General features: G+C 70.2%; 15 protein-coding genes. 6 read left to right on the top strand and 9 right to left on the bottom strand.

All coding sequences use genetic code 11. The annotated features are described in order from the left end of the window. Positions 1 to 43: 43 nt before the first annotated feature. From ACH4UM_RS00965 to rpsL, 9 genes are all read right to left on the bottom strand, one after another. On the bottom strand, positions 44 to 532 hold the full coding sequence (locus ACH4UM_RS00965; RefSeq protein ID WP_398172180.1) for a hypothetical protein: 489 nt from the start codon (positions 530 to 532) through the stop codon (positions 44 to 46). Positions 533 to 1360: 828 nt separating this feature from the next. Beyond that, the gene (locus ACH4UM_RS00960; protein WP_398172178.1) at positions 1361 to 1744 is read right to left on the bottom strand and encodes a hypothetical protein; all 384 of its coding nucleotides are present in this window, start codon (positions 1742 to 1744) and stop codon (positions 1361 to 1363) included. 37 nt (positions 1745 to 1781) lie between these two features. Further along, the gene (locus tag ACH4UM_RS00955; RefSeq protein ID WP_398172176.1) at positions 1782 to 2108 is read right to left on the bottom strand and encodes a hypothetical protein; all 327 of its coding nucleotides are present in this window, start codon (positions 2106 to 2108) and stop codon (positions 1782 to 1784) included. Positions 2109 to 2338: 230 nt separating this feature from the next. Further along, positions 2339 to 4381, bottom strand: a complete 2043-nt coding sequence (locus tag ACH4UM_RS00950) for a hypothetical protein (protein WP_398172174.1) — start codon at positions 4379 to 4381, stop codon at positions 2339 to 2341. A 412-nt stretch (positions 4382 to 4793) separates the two neighbouring features. Next, positions 4794 to 5144, bottom strand: coding sequence for a hypothetical protein (locus ACH4UM_RS00945; protein ID WP_398172172.1), 351 nt, complete (start codon positions 5142 to 5144; stop codon positions 4794 to 4796). 226 nt (positions 5145 to 5370) lie between these two features. Further along, positions 5371 to 6564 carry an elongation factor Tu gene (tuf, locus tag ACH4UM_RS00940; protein WP_398172170.1) on the bottom strand — a complete coding sequence of 398 codons (1194 nt, stop codon included), beginning with the start codon at positions 6562 to 6564 and terminating at the stop codon, positions 5371 to 5373. A gap of 157 nt (positions 6565 to 6721) precedes the next feature. Next, entirely contained in the window at positions 6722 to 8848 is a 2127-nt protein-coding gene (gene fusA / locus ACH4UM_RS00935) for an elongation factor G (protein WP_398172168.1), read from the bottom strand. A 39-nt stretch (positions 8849 to 8887) separates the two neighbouring features. After that, positions 8888 to 9358, bottom strand: coding sequence for a 30S ribosomal protein S7 (gene rpsG / locus ACH4UM_RS00930; protein ID WP_003992340.1), 471 nt, complete (start codon positions 9356 to 9358; stop codon positions 8888 to 8890). A gap of 2 nt (positions 9359 to 9360) precedes the next feature. Continuing rightward, on the bottom strand, positions 9361 to 9732 hold the full coding sequence (gene rpsL / locus ACH4UM_RS00925) for a 30S ribosomal protein S12 (RefSeq protein ID WP_003948652.1): 372 nt from the start codon (positions 9730 to 9732) through the stop codon (positions 9361 to 9363). 552 nt (positions 9733 to 10284) lie between these two features. Here rpsL and ACH4UM_RS00920 point away from each other — a divergent pair. The 6 genes from ACH4UM_RS00920 (at position 10285) to ACH4UM_RS00895 (ending at position 18220) form a co-directional block, all read left to right on the top strand. After that, on the top strand, positions 10285 to 10953 hold the full coding sequence (locus ACH4UM_RS00920) for a Crp/Fnr family transcriptional regulator (protein WP_398172166.1): 669 nt from the start codon (positions 10285 to 10287) through the stop codon (positions 10951 to 10953). Between the two features lie 163 nt (positions 10954 to 11116). Beyond that, positions 11117 to 12124, top strand: a complete 1008-nt coding sequence (locus ACH4UM_RS00915) for a hypothetical protein (RefSeq protein WP_398172164.1) — start codon at positions 11117 to 11119, stop codon at positions 12122 to 12124. Next, positions 12121 to 14292 (top strand): hypothetical protein, encoded by a 2172-nt coding sequence (locus ACH4UM_RS00910; RefSeq protein WP_398172162.1) that lies wholly within the window; start codon positions 12121 to 12123, stop codon positions 14290 to 14292. The genes ACH4UM_RS00915 and ACH4UM_RS00910 overlap by 4 nt, the downstream gene beginning before the upstream one ends. A gap of 29 nt (positions 14293 to 14321) precedes the next feature. Next, positions 14322 to 15767 (top strand): hypothetical protein, encoded by a 1446-nt coding sequence (locus ACH4UM_RS00905; protein ID WP_398172160.1) that lies wholly within the window; start codon positions 14322 to 14324, stop codon positions 15765 to 15767. A gap of 50 nt (positions 15768 to 15817) precedes the next feature. Next, positions 15818 to 16321, top strand: a complete 504-nt coding sequence (locus tag ACH4UM_RS00900; RefSeq protein ID WP_398172158.1) for a Pycsar system effector family protein — start codon at positions 15818 to 15820, stop codon at positions 16319 to 16321. Positions 16322 to 16366: 45 nt separating this feature from the next. Then, positions 16367 to 18220, top strand: a complete 1854-nt coding sequence (locus ACH4UM_RS00895; RefSeq protein ID WP_398172156.1) for a M48 family metalloprotease — start codon at positions 16367 to 16369, stop codon at positions 18218 to 18220. Positions 18221 to 18251 lie beyond the last annotated feature (31 nt).

Here is an 18251-nt window from a genome sequence, read left to right as displayed (position 1 = left end):
TCCCTTCCCTGCCATCAGACCTCCCCCGTCACCATCAAAAACATCAGATCGAGCCACCCGTGTCACCCGTCGGCGGCGGCGCGGCCTGCGCTGGCTTCGCCTCGCCGCCAAGGTCACCGCCGTCGTGGCTCTTCTTCGGCAGCGAGGGGTCGTAGCTCCCGCCGTAGTGCTTGGTCGTCTCGACATTGATCGCCGCCATGCGGTGGCGGGTGTCCAGGTCGATGTTCTGGTAGCCCTTGTGCGAGGCCATGACCGCGATACTCATGCCCTCCATCGAGTCGGACAGCAGCTTCGACAGCGTCTCCAGCTCGCTGATCACCGTCTCGTACGCGGAGTAGAGGCCCGTCGCCTCAGCCCACGACCCGCCTCCGCCGCCGAACTGGTGGCGGGCGAGTTGGACCTGTCCCACCTTGCTGGGACCGGCATCCGAGCCCTTCAGATCGCGGATCAGGTCGTCCACTCTCTTCTGGAACTTCGTGAACGACGACAACTCCATGGCCATGTCGGCCTGGGCCCCGACTGCGGCACTCACCGCGTCGGGCAGACCTGCCAGGCCTGACAGCAACGACGGCGGCTGGCTGGCCGCCCCTGACCCGGCATCGCTCGGCAACACAACGTCCTCCCCCGTGCGTTCGAAAAGCGGAAGCCTCGGTGACAACTCTAGCCACCACCACTGACAGTCCTGAGTGGGGCCGTGCCCCGAGCGTCAGATACGGCCAACGTCACATCATCCAACTCACTTGCGTGGGGCGGCGCATGAGTACTCGCACTCAGATACGTGTGTCCCTGTCCGGCCAGTCGGCCATGAGGGCCGGCCGCTGCCCACTCCTCACGTACTTGGCCCGCAGGGCTGGATTGAAGTGCTCGTGGCCGCCGTCGAACTTAGGGTCACGAGAGCAGGATGCTGCTTATGTCCAGGGGGTGGGGGGACGGGTCCGATGTGAGCGTGCGCGGAACAGGTAGCACGGGCCAGGGCGGAGGCCCCGATCTACGGGTCTCCGGCAAGGACCTGACCCAGCTTGCCGATGACCTGAACACCGTCCGCATCCGCGAAGTGATGAAACTGCTGGAGCAGGCCGTACGCATGGGCCGGGACGGCTTCTCCGAACCACGCCCTCCTCCTCCCCTTCTGCCTCGACGACGCCTCCGGCTCCGACTGGTGACAACTCGTCGCCCACGCTGTCGACCGGCTCGGGACCGACGACGGCTCCGTCGCCCGGAACTCTTCAGGATCCGCAGGGCAAGGGCATCTCGCGCGGGGACTGGAACTCCGAGCGCCGCGAACGCGCCGACGAAGTGGCCGCGATGAAGCCCAATGCCCGACCTTCCGGGCAACGCCATCGGCTTCGACGTACAAGTACTACGCCTTCTCATCTCGACTGTGCCTTTTCCACCCGTTCGACGACGGCAATGGTGTCGTCACTCTCCTGACGTTGGCGCCGGGGAGGAAGTCTTCCATGACGAAGCGGGGCCCATCCAGGTATGCAGGTACGCGGACGACGCACTCGGTGCCCTTTCGTTGGCACGCCTCATCGTGGTTCTGCCCAGTAAACTGCCCGGCCCGGTTGGTCGCCAGAATCCGCTGCGACAATTTGCTGACCATGAAGACATTGTAGGTGCGCACCAGAAGATCGACGCCGTTGCCCACCCCGTCGGCGAGCTGCCAGAACTCCTCGTTTTCCAGCTGGACGAGTCCGACTACGTCCTCGCCGTAGCTGAACTGGGGGTGGGGGTCGAACCACAATCCCCGAACTCAAGCAGTGTCGCGGCACGCCTGGCGATCAATGTGGCACCCCCTGGCAGCCCAATGTCTTGACCGTGGCGGGGAAGTATGCCCGCATGAACTTCTCAATGGATGCGCGACGGGTGTCGGTGGTTGGGTTCACCGTCGCCAGGCGCAGTGTGAGCGTGAAGTAGGAGCCGACGTCGGTCTTGCACGGAGCAGTGGAGATGGCACCATTGTTGCCGATAGTCGTCTCGTACGCAGAGGCCAGTCGCACTGGGGACGTGAGACTAGAAATCGACTCACTGGACGTCGCGATCTGCAGAGAATTCACCTGATCCGGGTGCCATGCAAACCTCATGGAAAGGACCATCTGGTCGTCCACAAGCACCTCACACCATGACGATGGCCTAGGCCGCTTCGGATCGACGCTGCTCCTCTGCGTCACCTTGCCTTGCATTCTCAGAAGGTCCTCGGAGAGTTTTCGGCTCACCTCGGTCCCACACAAGGTGTGAGGCATTACCCGGCCGCCAACTGGATTGCCATAGCAGGCAACTGCAACAAGACCGAGACAGGCCACCATCACCACATGCAGGGCCACCCTAAAAACGCGTCTCAATTGATAGCCTTCCCGGACATTCCGCGAGCATGGAGGATACCGACCTCCGCCGAACGCTCCACAAGATCCTGCTGGGAATAACTTGGCTCGCTACCGAGACCATGTACCCTATTCCAATTCTCGGCGAGCGCGGTCAGCTGACCGTTGCGAACTTGGAACTGGGCGATATTCTCGTCCGCCTCCTTGTCATCCAACCTCTCCTGCTCATCCTCCAACCACTTGTCCGTAACGTAATCAAACCCCTCCTGCACGTCTCCACTCACCACCGGGATGTACCCGATCGCCTTGTCGAAGAGCGGCTTGGTTTCGAAGGCCGCGGTCTTCGGGTCGCCCTGGGCCTGGATGCGGGCCTCCTCCAGGAAGCCGACGGTGCGGCCGGCGCGGACGAGAGGTTCTGCTGACTTGGTGTGGTCGCCGTGGATGCCCGTCACCATCGCCTGGTTGAGGCCGCCGTTCAGGGTGCCGTAGGCGTCCTTGTCCTTGGAGATCTGCTTCGCCACCTCGAAGAGTTCGTCCTGTTTCAGAGGTGACTTCGAGATGTCGATCTCGCTCATCGACGCGTGCACCGTCGCCCCGTGGTTGACCAGGATGTTGGCCATGGGCTTGCGCAGGGTCGGGGGGAAGTCGTCGCCCTGGTCTGCCAGGTAGCCGAGGGTCGATTTCAGGACCGCTTCGTTCTGCTTCGTATGGGGCACGTAGTGCGCGTGCTCGTTCGCGGGGTCGATGCCCGTCGTCGCCGCCTGGAGGGCCGCACCGAAGCCTGCGCGGTTGTCCGTGTCCAGGCCGGGCGAGTAGTCGCCCCACTTCGGGTTCCCGTGTTCGTGGAGCGTGACGTTCCAGTCCCGTTCCTTCATGAGGTACCTCATGTGGGCGTCGGAATTCAAGAAGTGCATCGCCGTGGCCGGGTCCCGGCTCATGACGCCCAGCATTCCGTCGACCGGATCGTTGGCGAACCAGCCTCCGTTACGGCCGGCGTAGGCGCCCTTCAGGTGCCAGATCCCGGGTTCTCTCTTCTCCGCCGTGATCATGTCGTCCGTCAGGTTCTCCAGCATGCCTCGGCCGTAGCCGTGCCCCTTCCGCATCAGCGTGACGAGCGACTGGTAACCCACCGCCTTGTCAAGGCGGGCGCCCTGGGCGCCGGTTGCATAGCGTTCCACGCCCGCGTGCTGCATGCCTGCGCGCCAATGGCGGTACCACTGCGAGTTCGTGTCCCTCGTGGCCTTGGCGAGAGTGTCGGCCAGACCCGTTTCGATCGTCGAGTAGGTGCTCGCGCCGTGGCCGCCGCGGACGTGGATGAGGTCGTTCAGTTCGTTGGTCAGGCGGATCGTGCCCGCCGCTCCCAGGCCGTCCAGCAGGGTCCGGGAGAACGCCTCGTCATCGCTGTTGTCACGGAAGGCCCGCTCCAGTTCGGCGAGTTCGGCACGCGACAGGTGTGCGCCCTTGCTCAGCTTCGCCAACATCTGCTCGGCCGGCTCCGCCTCGTACTTCTCGATGTCGCCCAGTGCCTTGCCGTTGAAGCCCCTGCCGCCGGCAAGAACGTCCGAGTCGGCCACCACCGCCGCCAGCGCGATCCGAACGCCCGTGTCGGCGTCCGTCACGTCGCGGACCGCCTTGTCGAGCCGGTCCTGCCAGGACCGTACGGCCGCGTCGTCGCCACCGTGCCGCGAAGCCTCTTCGCCCCGGTCCTTCGCCGTCCGGTCCGGGGCCAGGCTCACCAATCCCCGCTCCGACACCCTCATCCCTGCCGTGATCGCCTCCCGGCACACGGCTTTGAGCCTGCCCCGCAACTCGGCGAACTGCGTGTGCGCGTCCCGCAGCAGCGATGCGACGGCTTTCGCCTCCGTCTGTGCGTACTGGAACTCCTTGAGCGTGATGGCGAAGCGGGCCTTCGCCCCGTCGGCGCTCAGGCCCGTCCACGAGCGGCCCATCGAGATGCGGTGGACGTCGCGCCGGTACACCTTCTCCTGCTTCTCGAACTCCGCCGCCATGCCGTCCCAGCGGTCCGCGGCGGTGGTGAGCACGGAGAGGTCGGTGCTCATGACCTCGTGGTACGTCGGCATCCCGTTCCCCGATCTCCGTTCCCCGATCTCCGTTCCCCGATCTCCGTTCCCCGATCTCCGTTCCCCGACCTCTGACCTCCGTTCGCCGAGCCCCGGCCTCCGAGCCCCGGTCCCCGTTCGCCGAACCCCGGCCTCCGAGCCCCGGCCTCCGCTCGCCGAACCCTGACCCCGTTCGCCGATCCGCGATCCCTGTTCGCCACTCCCCGATGCCCGATCCTCGCTGGCCGGTCACGTTCCTCGCCCGCTGGGCCCGCTCCCCGCTCGCCGAGCCCGATCCCTGCTCCCCGGCCCCACTCCCTGCTCGCCACGCCCACTCCACGTTCCTCGGCCGCCGATCCCGCTCTCTCCCCCCGCCGATTCCGTTCCCCGCCCGCCGGTCCCGTTCCCCGCGTCAGTAGCCGTCCAGCACCGACGTCTCCCGCAGCGTCGAGCCGATCGCCAGGTCGGTGCTCGTCAGTAGCCTGTTGGTGCTCCTCAGCGCGTTCTTCTCCGCGGCGAGCCGGTCCATCAGGTTCCGTACCTGGTCGGTCCAGGTGCGGTGCGCCTGCTTCAGGGCGGCCGAAGTGAGCCAGCCCGTCCCGTCCGTCGCGCCGAGCGCCCGCACCGCGGTACCCGTTTCCTCGTCCGCCCAGGCGCCCGCGCCGCGCGTGCCGGGTTCGAGGTGCTCCTCGATGGCCTGGGCCGCGGCCCGCTTCTGGGTGGGTGAGGAGGCCAGGTCCTTCGGTCCGTAACCAGGTCCCACCGTCCACCGTCCCTCGCCGCGCTGGATACGCCGACACCCTCCAGCACTTCAACCAGAAAGCCGCCGGACACGTCACGGTGCGTTTCGCCGACCCGTGTTGACGTCGGCCGGCCTCGGCGAGGAGTTGCGGGCATGCGAAAGGGCCCGTACGACCGAAGTCGTACGGGCCCCTTCAGGTGCTCGCAGTCGGAGCTACCGGGTCAGTGGACCCACAAGCAAGTGGAACTTACTTGTTGATCTTGGTGACCTGGCCGGCGCCCACGGTGCGGCCACCCTCGCGGATGGCGAACTTCAGGCCCTCCTCCATGGCGACGGGCTGGATGAGCTCCACCTTCATCTCGGTGTTGTCACCCGGCATGACCATCTCGGTGCCCTCGGGGAGGGTCACGACGCCGGTCACGTCCGTCGTACGGAAGTAGAACTGCGGGCGGTAGTTGTTGAAGAACGGGGTGTGGCGGCCACCCTCGTCCTTCGACAGGATGTAGGCCTGGGCCTCGAACTCGGTGTGCGGGGTGACCGAGCCCGGCTTGATGATGACCTGGCCGCGCTCGACGTCCTCGCGCTTGATGCCGCGGAGCAGCAGACCGACGTTCTCACCGGCCTGGCCCTCGTCGAGCAGCTTGCGGAACATCTCGATGCCGGTGACCGTGGTGGTGGTCTTCTCGGTCTTGATGCCGATGATGTCGACGGTCTCGTTGACCTTGAGGACACCACGCTCGATACGGCCGGTGACGACCGTACCGCGACCGGTGATGGTGAAGACGTCCTCGATCGGCATCAGGAACGGCTTGTCGACGTCGCGCTCGGGCTCCGGGATGGAGGTGTCGACGGCGTTCATCAGGTCCAGGACCGACTGCGTCCACTGCGGGTCGCCCTCGAGGGCCTTCAGCGCGGAGACACGGACGACCGGCAGGTCGTCACCCGGGAACTCGTACTCGGAGAGGAGCTCACGGACCTCGAGCTCGACGAGCTCCAGGATCTCCTCGTCGTCCACCATGTCGGCCTTGTTCAGGGCGACGACGATGTACGGAACGCCGACCTGGCGGGCCAGGAGCACGTGCTCCTTGGTCTGCGGCATCGGGCCGTCGGTGGCGGCGACCACCAGGATCGCGCCGTCCATCTGCGCGGCACCGGTGATCATGTTCTTGATGTAGTCCGCGTGACCCGGGCAGTCGACGTGGGCGTAGTGACGCGCCTCGGTCTGGTACTCGACGTGCGCGATGGAGATGGTGATACCGCGCTGGCGCTCCTCAGGAGCCTTGTCGATGTTGTCGAACGGGGTGGCCTCGTTCAGCTCCGGGTACGCGTCGTGCAGCACCTTGGTAATGGCGGCCGTGAGGGTCGTCTTACCGTGGTCGATGTGACCGATGGTGCCGATGTTGACGTGCGGCTTAGTCCGCTCGAACTTCGCCTTCGCCACTGGGGTCCTCCTGTGGAGTGGTTCTGTACGCCTTACTTCATCGGCGCCAGGTGATCTTTGCTGGATGGCCCGGATCCCCGGGGCATTCCGACCACGATTGCGGTGGAATGCCCCACGAGGCTCCGGAGTCAAGCCTAAGGGCTGGAACTCGAGTGAGTTACTCGCCCTTGGCCTTCGCGATGATCTCCTCGGCGACGTTCCGCGGAACCTCGGCGTAGGAGTCGAACTGCATCGAGTAGCTTGCGCGACCCGACGTCTTGCTGCGGAGGTCTCCGACGTAGCCGAACATCTCCGAGAGGGGCACGAGGCCCTTCACGACGCGGGCACCCGCCCGCTCCTCCATGGCCTGGATCTGGCCACGGCGGGAGTTGATGTCGCCGATGACCTCACCCATGTAGTCCTCGGGCGTGGTGACCTCGACGGCCATCATCGGCTCGAGCAGCACGGGGCTGGCCTTGCGCGCAGCCTCCTTGAAGGCCTGCGAACCGGCGATCTTGAACGCGAGCTCGGAGGAGTCGACCTCGTGGTAGCCACCGTCGATGAGCGTGACGCGGACGCCCGTCATCTCGTACCCGGCGAGGATGCCGAACTGCATGGCCTCCTGCGCACCGGCGTCGACCGAAGGAATGTACTCCTTCGGGATGCGGCCACCGGTCACCTTGTTCACGAACTCGTACGAGGCGTCGCCGCCCTCGATGGGCTCGATCGCGATCTGCACCTTGGCGAACTGACCGGTACCACCGGTCTGCTTCTTGTGGGTGTAGTCCACGCGCTCGACGGCCTTGCGGATCGTCTCACGGTACGCGACCTGCGGCTTGCCGACGTTGGCCTCGACCTTGAACTCACGGCGCATACGGTCGACCAGCACCTCGAGGTGCAGCTCGCCCATGCCACCGATGATGGTCTGGCCGGTCTCCTCGTCCGAGTGGACCTGGAAGGACGGGTCCTCCTCGGCCAGGCGCTGGATGGCGACACCCAGCTTCTCCTGGTCGCCCTTCGACTTGGGCTCGATGGCGACCTGGATGACCGGGGCCGGGAAGTCCATGGACTCCAGGATCACCGGGTTCTTGTCGTCCGACAGCGTCTCACCGGTGGTGGTCTGCTTCAGGCCCATGACGGCGACGATGTCGCCGGCGCCCACCGACTCGATCTCCTCACGCTTGTTGGCGTGCATGCGGTAGATCTTGCCGATGCGCTCCTTCTTGCCCTTGACGGAGTTCAGCACTGCCGTGCCGGACTCCAGGCGGCCCGAGTAGACCCGGACGAAGGTGAGCTTGCCGAGGTGCGGGTCGCTCATGATCTTGAACGCGAGGGCAGACAGCGGCTCGTCGTCCGACGGCTTGCGCCGGACCACGACCTCCGGGTCCTTCACGTCGTGGCCCTCGATGGCCTCGACGTCGAGCGGGGTCGGAAGGTAGCGCACGACCGCGTCGAGCAGGGGCTGAACGCCCTTGTTCTTGAACGCGGTGCCACAGAACACCGGGGTGACCGTGGTGTCGCTCGACTTGCCGGAGGCGATGGTGATGCGACGGATCGCCGCGTACAGCTGCTCCTCGGTGGGCTCCTGGCCCTCCAGGAACAGCTCCATCATCTCTTCGTCGTTCTCCGCGACGGCCTCGACCAGCTTGCCGCGCCACTCCTCGGCGGCCTCGGTGTGCGTGGCCGGGATGTCGACGACGTCGTACATCTCGCCCTTCGCCGCCTCGGCGGACCACACGAGCGCCTTCATGCGGACCAGGTCCACAACGCCCTTGAAGTCGGCCTCGGCACCGATCGGCAGCTGCATGACGAGCGGCTGGGCACCCAGACGGTCCGAAATCATGTCCACGCAACGGTGGAACTCGGCACCGGTCCGGTCGAGCTTGTTGACGAAGCAGATGCGCGGGACGCCGTAGCGGTCCGCCTGACGCCACACCGTCTCGGACTGGGGCTCGACGCCGGCAACGCCGTCGAACACCGTCACGGCACCGTCGAGCACACGCAGGGAGCGCTCCACCTCGACGGTGAAGTCGACGTGACCCGGCGTGTCGATGATGTTGATGGTGTGGTCGACGTCGTCCAGCGGCCAGTGGCAGGTGGTGGCAGCAGAGGTGATCGTGATGCCACGCTCCTGCTCCTGCTCCATCCAGTCCATGGTGGCAGCGCCGTCGTGGACCTCACCGATCTTGTAGGACACACCGGTGTAGAACAGGATCCGCTCGGTGGTGGTCGTCTTGCCCGCGTCGATGTGGGCCATGATCCCAATGTTGCGGACCCTGGCCAGGTCAAGTGAAGTGGTAGCCATAAGGCTTCAGTCTTCTCTCGGTCTCGATGGGGAAAGCGACTACCAGCGGTAGTGCGCGAAGGCCTTGTTGGACTCGGCCATCTTGTGCGTGTCCTCGCGCTTCTTCACAGCGGCACCGAGGCCGTTGGAGGCGTCGAGAAGCTCGTTGAGCAGACGCTCGGTCATGGTCTTCTCACGACGGGCGCGGGAGTAACCGACGAGCCAGCGCAGCGCGAGCGTGTTGGCGCGACCGGGCTTGACCTCGATCGGAACCTGGTACGTCGCACCACCGACACGGCGGGACTTGACCTCGAGGGTCGGCTTGATGTTCTCGAGAGCGCGCTTGAGCGTGATGATCGGGTCGTTGCCCGTCTTCTCACGCAGGCCCTCCATGGCGCCGTAGACGATGCGCTCGGCAGTGGAGCGCTTGCCGTTCAGCAGCACCTTGTTGATCAGGGAGGTCACCAGAGGGGAGCCGTAGACCGGGTCGATGATGACCGGACGCTTCGGGGCGGGGCCCTTACGAGGCATTCTTACTTCTCCTTCTTGGCGCCGTAACGGCTGCGGGCCTGCTTGCGGTTCTTGACACCCTGGGTGTCGAGGGAGCCTCGGATGATCTTGTAGCGAACACCCGGCAGGTCCTTCACACGGCCGCCGCGCACGAGCACGATGGAGTGCTCCTGCAGGTTGTGTCCCTCACCCGGAATGTAGGCCGTGACCTCGATGCCGCTGGTCAGACGCACACGCGCGACCTTACGGAGGGCCGAGTTCGGCTTCTTCGGGGTGGTCGTGAACACACGCGTGCAGACGCCGCGACGCTGAGGGGAACCCTCGAGTGCGGGCGTCTTGTTCTTCTCGACCTTGTCCTGCCGGCCCTTGCGGACCAGCTGCTGGATCGTAGGCACTACTTCTCCGGTTTCTGTGTGCCGATAGGTACAGCTAACCTGGAACGTCGCCGACCCACGCGGTCGGGTGTGTCGAATCCCGCGGACTCCCGCCGCGAGGCAGGAGGAAGCGCGGATTGCGGTGGCCGATGGCGGCTCTCGGTGCGGTTGAAGGCACGCACGAGGGCCAGGGCACACCCCAGGCACAAGGTCTGAGCGTACCTACCTCAAGGACTTCGGTCAAAACAAATGGAGTCCACCCCGACACGCCGGACTTGTCCTGGTTCCAGTTCCCGTGATTGTGCCGCGTATGCGGGAATCCGTGCCTCGTATGCGTGAATCCCGCTCGTTCCGCCCGCGCCCGGCCCGCTCCTTCAGTACTTTGAGCGGTCGCTGTGCCGATGGGGGGACGGCCGATGGGGGGACGAGGGTTCGATGACTGCCGGTCGCTTACCCGACACGCCGGGGAACATACGGGGGAACATACGGGGGAACGCGCCGGGGAGAACCCTGGGGCCGGGGCCGGGGGGCGTATCCGGGAGCACACCGGGGGCGGAGGGCCTGGACGATCATGTGCCCTTCCTGGCCCGGCTGGAGCAGGCGGACCAGGACGCGCTGCTCGCGCTCGGCCACGAGCTCACCTTCGCCCCGCGGGTGGTACTGATCCACCAGAGCGAGCCGTCCTCCCATGTGCTGTTCATAGTGCACGGCTGGACCAAGGTGACGGCGGCCGCGGCCAACGGATACGAGGCGCTGCTCGCGCTTCGCGGCCCCGGCGACGTGGTCGGCGAGTCGGCCGCGCTGACCGGGCGGACCCGGTCGGCGACCGTGACCGCGCTGGAACAGGTGCGGACCGTCGCCGTCCAGCGCGAACTGTTCACCGAGTTCCTCGCCCGCTCCCCCGCCGTCTCCTTCGCCCTGCTCGGCCTCACCTCCGACCGGACGCGCGCGGCCGACCGGCGGCGGCTGGAGTTCGCCTCGATGAGTGTCAGGGAGCGGTTCGCGACCCTGCTGCTCGACCTCGCCCGCACCCACGGCCGGCGCACGGCGGAGGGCGTCGAACTGGCCGTACCGCTGAGCAAGCAGGAGCTCGCCGGGTCGGTGGGGGCCTCCCGGGAGGCGGTGCAGCGGCTGCTGAAGGGGCTGCGCGAACGCGGAGTGGTCACCACCGGGCGCCGGGCGATGGTGATCGTGCAGCCGGAGGTGCTGCGCCGGATCGCCCGGGCCGAGCGGCGCGAGTGACCCCTGCGCACGGTGCGCGCGGCGGGCCGTCTGTGCACACGGTCACAGTTCCCGTGGGTCATCCGTCCTCACGGTCCGGCCGCCGCCCGCGCGACCCTTCTGCCGCGGGCGGCGCCCCGCGCACCACCGAACCCGATTCACCGCAAGCCAGGGAAAGGCGAAGATGACCGACCCCGTGAGCCGGACGATCCTCCTGCTCGACATCGAGAAGTACAGCGACCGGGACGATGTCGCGCAGGCCATCCTGCGGCGCAAGCTCTACGACATCGCCGACCGCGCGCTGGAGGCCGCGGGCATCGAGGAGACTCTGCGGTTACGGGCGGACCGGGGCGACTCGGTGATGGAGCTGATCGACGCGAGCGCCTCGGTACGGGCGCTGCTGCGGGCCCTGCTGACCGAGGTGCCGGCGCAGCTGCACGAGTACAACCGCATGGCGTCGAGCACGGCGCAGATCCGGCTGCGGGGCGTGGTCGCGAACGGCTACGTGGCCGTCGACGGGCACGGCGGCTGGGTCGGCTCCGATCTGAACCACGCCTGCCGGCTGCTCGACGCCCAGCTGCTGCGGGAGGCGCTGCGCGCCCGCACGGACGGCTTCGCGCTGTGCGTGTCGGAGGGCGTGCACGCGGGGATCGTGCGCCACGACCACGTCGGCGTCCCCGCCGCCGACTTCCACCCCGTGACGCTGACCAGCAAGAACGGCCCGCTGCGCGCCTGGCTCCACGGCCCGGTACCGACCGGCGGCAACGACCACGCTGACACGGGGGCGGGGGAGACCCCGGTGCCGGGTTCCTCGGGGGACGGCCCGGCACCGGGGTCGGGGGGGACGGGGGCGCCCGCGGGGGGTGCGACACCGGGGGCACGGGGCGTGTCACCCGCCCAGGCGGCGCCACCGGAGCACGCGGCCCCACCGGAGCACGCGGCCCCACCGGAGCACGCGGCCCCACCGGAGCACGCAGCGCCACCGGAGCACGCGGCCCAGCCGCAGCAGGCAACGCCGGCCGCCCAGGCCACACCGCCCGCCCAGCCCGTCTCGGGCGGGGCGGTGTTCAACTTCGGGAGCGGGGCGCCGCGGTTCGGGGGCAGCCTCGTCGGTGGGGACCAGCACGGGGTGTCCGGCGGCCAGGTCACCGGGGACGTGCATCTCGGCGGTACGGCCGGGGAGGGCGCGTGACGGCACCCGAGGTGGATGGGGCGCACGAGGGCGGGCCGGCGGGTTCCGCTGCCCCGCAGGAGCCGGGGGCGCCGACGGGGACACCGCCCGTCGAGGAGGGCGCCGAGCCCGAGGAGCGCACCCAGGAGGCGCGGGCCGCGCAGCGGGAGCTGTTCGCGCACACCCCGGGGTTCATCCTCGGGGACACCGCGGCCTTCGGCGGCAGCCTGGTCGGCGGGGCCCAGCACGGCGTGTCCGGCGGCCAGGTCGGCGGCGACGTGTACATGGGCGGCCGGACCGAGATCCACCACCACGGCCCGGCCGGCGCCACCTCCGACGCCTCCGGCGAGATCCCCCGGGCCCGTCTGGACGCCCTCGCCGAGGTCTTCACCGACGGCCCCGCCTTTGACGGCGCCCTGCGGCGGCTGCGCGAGGAGCGGGTGCTGGTGCTCAGCGGCGCGCACGCCACCGGCCGCAGCGCCGCGGCGCTGATGCTGCTTCACCGCCTGGGCGTCCCCGCCGTACACGCCCTGGACCCCGAGACCACCCCCGGCGCGCTCGGCGGCCGGCTCTCCCGGCCCGGCGGGCACGTCCTGCGGGACCTGCCCCTCAGCCGCAACCGTCCGCTGCGCGACACCCACCTGTACGCCGCCCGCGAGCAGCTGGAGAAGGCCGACGGCTACCTCGTCGTCACCGTCGAGAACTCCCCCCACCTGCCGGGCGTGACGCCCTGCGCCTGGGTGCCGCCGAGCGCGCTGGACGTCGTACGGGCGCATCTGTCCCGTCGCAGACCGGACGGCGACGACGTGGAGCGGCTGCTCGCCCTCGAACCCGTGGCCGGGTTCCTGGCCGCCGCCGACCGGCACCCGGCCGAGGCCGCCGCGTTCGCCGAGGCGCTCGGCGCGTACGACGGGAGCGAGGGGGCGCTGGCGCGGCTCGCCGACTTCGGGCAGGCCGCGGTGGAGAAGCAGTGCCGCGACTGGCTCGGCGACCCGGGCACCGGCCTGCGGGACAAGGCCTTCCTCATCTCGCTCGCCGTCTTCGACCAGGCCCCCTACGTCCTGGCCGCCGAGCTCGCCGACCAGCTGTACGTACATCTCCAGCAGTTGCAGCATCCCGAGCAGCCGCCGGAGATCCCGGTGTTCGGGCCGCCCGCGGCCGACCGGCTCACGCTCGCCCGCGCCGAGGGGGAGCTGCGCGGCGAACAGACCGAGTGGGGCCCGGTCACGCAGTTCACGGCCTACTTCCGTGAGGAGCGCACCCCGCGTGTGCTGCTCACCGAGGTGTGGACCCGCCACCCCTCCGCCCGGCCCGCGCTCGTGGAGTGGATCGGCCGGCTCGCCCGCGACGGCCGCCCACTGGTGCGGACCCGCGCGGCCGCCGCCACCGCGCTGCTCGCCGCGGCCGACCTGCCCTCGACGATGGCGCTGCTGGTCGACCGCTGGGCCACCTCCCGCGCCTTCGGTCCGCGGGTCACCGCCGCCAACACGCTCACGCTCGCCCAGCTCCTCGGCGCGCCCGTCGTGCTGCGACTGCTCACCCAGTGGTGCTCCGACGGGCACTGGGGCCGGCGCTGGACGGCCATTCGCGCCCTCGGCCTGCTCGCCCCGCTCCGCCCGGACCTCGCCGGACCCGCGCTCGGCGCGCTGGCCGCGCGGGCCCGGGCGGACGCCAGCAACAAGGCCGAGCGCGACAACCTCACCGAGTCCGCCGCGCTGCTGCTGTCGGGCGGTCCGGGCCGGCGCCGCGGCGAGGTCCTCGCGGAGTTCGTACGACTGCTGTACCTGGACACCCCGGCGGTGCGCGACCTGGCGCTCGCCGCGTTCGTGCGCGCCTGCGACAACGCCGAGGACGGCGCACTCGTCGGCTGGTACGCCGAGAGCGGCATGTACGAGGCGGACGCGGCCCGCGACCTCGCCACCCTCTGGCGCACCGCGCTGGGCGACCGCACCCATACCCGGGCGGCCCTGAACGCGCTGCACACCTGGGTGTACGTCGCCGGCCGCCGCGCCGACGCCGCCCATGCGCTGGAGCTGCTGCTGCCCGCCCTCGTCGTCACGGCGGACGACCGCAAGCGGCTCGACCACGAGCTGCGCACGCTGCGCGCCGAGGACGGCGGCCCGCGCCCGCCGCTGGCCGACCGCCTGCTCACCGTGCTGCATCCGGCGGCGGCCGCCACCACGCACTGAACATCCCTACCCGTTCGAGGAGTTGACCCATGGCGGACTTCCGCCGACCGCCGGAGTGGCAGCAGGACGCCGACCGGCACAGCACACTGATCGACCCGGTGCTGACCGTGCGCCCGATCTCCCGCTTCGACTACGTCGCCCGCAGACAGATCGGCGCGATCGATCACGCGCTGGTCTTCGTGACCGCGGGCGGTTCCTACGACGTCTACATGCCGCCGCAGCGGCCCAGCCGCGCGGAGGCGGCGACCCGGCGCTACACCTCGGTGTACGAGGTGGACATGGGCAGCCACCCGGTCCAGCTGAAACTGCGGCTGCCGAGCGACGACGACGCGTTCTCCTTCGGCGCGGTCGCCGACCTGACCTGGCGGGTGGCGGACCCGGTCGCCTATGTGGCGAGCGGCGAACGCGACGTGCCCACCCGGCTCAGCCGGGAGCTGCAGCAGCTGGCCCGCCCGGTCACCCGGCGGTTCTCGATCGAGGACAGCCCCGATGCCGAGCAGGCCGTGCTGGAGGCGGTCATGGAGGAGGGCCGGTTCGCCGCGGGCACCGGTCTGGCGGTGACGTGCGTGGTGCGGCTGCGCCTGGACGACGAGGCGATCGCGCACCGCCGGCGCAAGCGCAACCTGCGCTACGAGACCGAGATGCTGGATCCCGAGCACGAGTTCCGGCTCCGTCAGACACGGTACGAACACGAGCTGGAGCTGCTGCGCGAGCAGCAGTCGCAGCAACTGGTCGCCCAGAAGATCGCCTTCTACCAGTACCACCTGCAGCACGGCGGGGTCGCCGCCTGGGCGCTGCACCTCGCGCAGCATCCGATGGACACCAAGATGGTGATCGGCACCCTGCAGAAGGACCAGCTCGGCACCATCCGCAAGCAGCTGGCACTGATCGCGGGCGACACGCTGGAGGACTTCCAGAAGGCCGAGTCGGCACGGTCCGTGCTGCGGTCCGTGGACGACCTGATCGAGCAGCAGGACCAGGCCGCGCAGGCCCCTCCCCCGACGCAGGCGCTGCCACCGGGGATGGCACCGGGCACGGCACCCGGCACGACGGCACCGCAGACACCGCCGTACGACGCCCAGGGGAACCCGTCGGGCCCGGTACCAACGGCGCCGGCCCAGTCCTACGGGGCTCCCGGGACCGATCCGTACGGGCAGCCGTACGGGCAGCCGTACGCACCCCAGATGCCCCCGCCCCAGGCGCCGCCGTATGCCGCACCGCCGTACGCGCCCGGCGCCCCCGCACCCACGTCACCGCCTGCACCTGCACCTGCGCCCGCGCCGTACGATCCTGCCGCGCCGGGGCACGCCGGGGCGTACGGCCAGGCCGCCTTCGTGCCTCCGCCCGTGCCGCCGGTGGCCACCGGGCCGGCGCCGGTCGTACCGCCGCTGCCCGGGCAGGCCCCCGGCGGCTCTGACCGCGCCATCGGCTCCGTCGCACCGCTGCCCGACTCCCCCGAGACGGGCTCCGCGTGACCGCGCCGGGCCCCCCGGCCGGGCCGACGGCCGCACCCGCCGCCCCCTCCATGGGAGTCACGAGCACCGGCGGCGGAGCCGCCGAGCGGCTGCTGGCCGAGTTGCGCGGTGAGATCGCGCGCGCCGACACCAAGGCCTCCGTGCTGGTGGCGGCGCTGGGGCTGACGGCGGGCGTGATCACCGGACTGCTGTCCGGGCGGAACTGGTCGCCGGACGAGCTGTCCGTACCCGGTGCCGTCGTGTGGTGGGCGGGGGCCGCCGCGCTCGCGCTGTCGCTGGGCGCGCTGCTGCTCACCGTTCTGCCCCGCTACCGCAGCGGTTCCTGGGCGGCCGGCCGGCCGCTCTGCTACTTCGGCGACATCCAGCAGGCGGTGCGCGCGGGCCGGCTCGCCGAGGCGCTCGCCGACACCGACCGCGACCCCGCGGCCGGACTGCTGGCGGCGCTCACCGCGACCAGCCGCATCGCCGCGTGCAAGCACCGTTGGATCCGCGCCGGCCTGATCGCCTACTGCTCCGGCGCCCTCCTGCTGCCCGCCGCCCCGCTGATCGGCTGAGCCCGGCCGTCGTCGTCCCCGCACCACTCGAAGGAGCCCCGTCCCATGTCCCAGCCCCCGGATCCGGCCGTGCCGCCCGCTCCCGCCTACCCCGGCGAGCCGGCGTACCCGGGTGCCGCCGCGCCCTCGTACCCCAGCGCGGACCCGACCGCCGCTGCGCCGCAGTACCCGGGCGTGCCCCCGCAGCACCCGGCCCCTCCGGCCGCGCCCGCGTACCCGGCCGCGCCCGCCCCGCAACCCCCGTACCCGGGAGCAGCCGCCCTGGCCTCCGCTCCCGCGTACCCCGGCCCCCGGCCCGAGCCCCTCGCCGCACCCCCGGCCCACCCCGCAACCCACTCGGGCCGCCCCGACACCGACGTGCCCTGGGCGGGCCCTGAGCCCGCGGCCCCGCCCTACCCGGGCGGGGGAATCGGCGGACACCCGGACGCGGCTCCGGCGTACCCGGGCCCCGAACCCACCGCATCGGCCCACCCCGCCGCCGGTCCTGCCCACCCGACGGCCGCCCCGCCCTACCCGGGCGCCGACACCGGCGGCAACCCGGGGTCGGCCCCGGCTTACCCCGGCCCCGAATCCGTGCCCCCGGCGTACCCCGGCGCGCCCCCGGCGCACCAGAGCGCGCCCCCGCCGTACCCCGGCGCCACCACCAGCGCGCCGACTGCGCCTCCGCACCACCCCAGCGCCACCACCGCACCCCCGACCTACCCCGGCGCGACTCCGACGCCCCCGGGCATGGCACCGGGCCACCCCGTGGCGCCGCCGGCCCACCAGAGCGTGCCCCCGTCCTACCCAGGCGCCGCCAGCAGTACGCCGACCGCGCCCCCGCACCACCCCAGCGCCTCCAACACGCCCCCGACCTACCCCGGCGCCTCCACCGCGCCCCCGCCGCCCTCCGGCCCTCTCCCGCACGCCGAAGCCCCGCCCGCACCGGGACCCGAACCCGCACCCGACGATCTCGACTATCGGCACGCCGGTGCCCGGGTGCTCGTCGCCGAGCATCAGCGTGGGGCCGATGCGACCGCTATCGGGCGGCTGGCCGTGCAGGTGCCGGGAGCAGTGGTCAGCCTCGCCGTGGTCAGCTCGATCGCGATCGGGATGCTGGGCAGCGTGCTGGGGTGGATCGTCACCCTGGCCTGGCTGGCCAGTGGTGCCCTCGTCTTCCATCGGCCCGCGGAGCTGGCGTTCGCCCGGCGTGTGCTCAAGCTGCGCCTGCCCACGGCCGAGGAGCGGGCGCGGCTGGAACCGGTCTGGCGGGAGGTGACCGCACGGGCGGGCATCGAGGCCCGCACCTACGAGCTGATGGTGGAGAACAGTGACGAGCTCAACGCCGTCGCGGTCGCCGGGCACGTCGTCGGCGTCACCACGTACGCCCTGAACAGGATCCCGAGCAGCAACCTCGCCGCCGTGCTCGCCCACGAGCTCGGCCACCACACCGGCGGCCACGCCTGGGCCGGTCTGCTCGGCTACTGGTACTCGCTGCCCGGGCGGGTCGCCTGGGCGGTGATGCGGGGCCTGGCCCGGATCGCGATCGCCGTGGCGAGGGTGTTCTCGCTGGCCGCCACCGGATTCGTCTACCTCTTCCTGGGCATCGTGGTGGTGGCCGGGTTCGTCGGCGCCTGGTACATCACCATCCCGCTGGTCGCCGCCCCCTATCTGCTCGCCTACGCCGGCCGGCGCGGCGAGCTGCGCGCCGACCAGCAGGCCGCCGAGCTCGGCTTCGGCCGCCGGCTGGCCGAGGTGATCCACCACTTCCGGACCGAGGAGGAGGCGGCGAAGGCAGCCGCCACGGCGCAGGGGCAGAAGCTCCAGGAGCCCGGCACCCTGGCCCGGCTGCTGTCCACCCACCCCGACCACGACACCCGGCTGAGCGCCCTGGAGCCCTACCTCCGGCTCACCCGCTGACGTACGGCACGGCACGGAAGAACGCCGAAGG

Origin of the sequence: Streptomyces sp. NPDC020801 (assembly GCF_044334385.1) — a bacterium.
Classification (GTDB): Bacteria; Actinomycetota; Actinomycetes; order Streptomycetales; family Streptomycetaceae; genus Streptomyces.
This window is presented reverse-complemented; position numbering and strand designations above follow the sequence as displayed.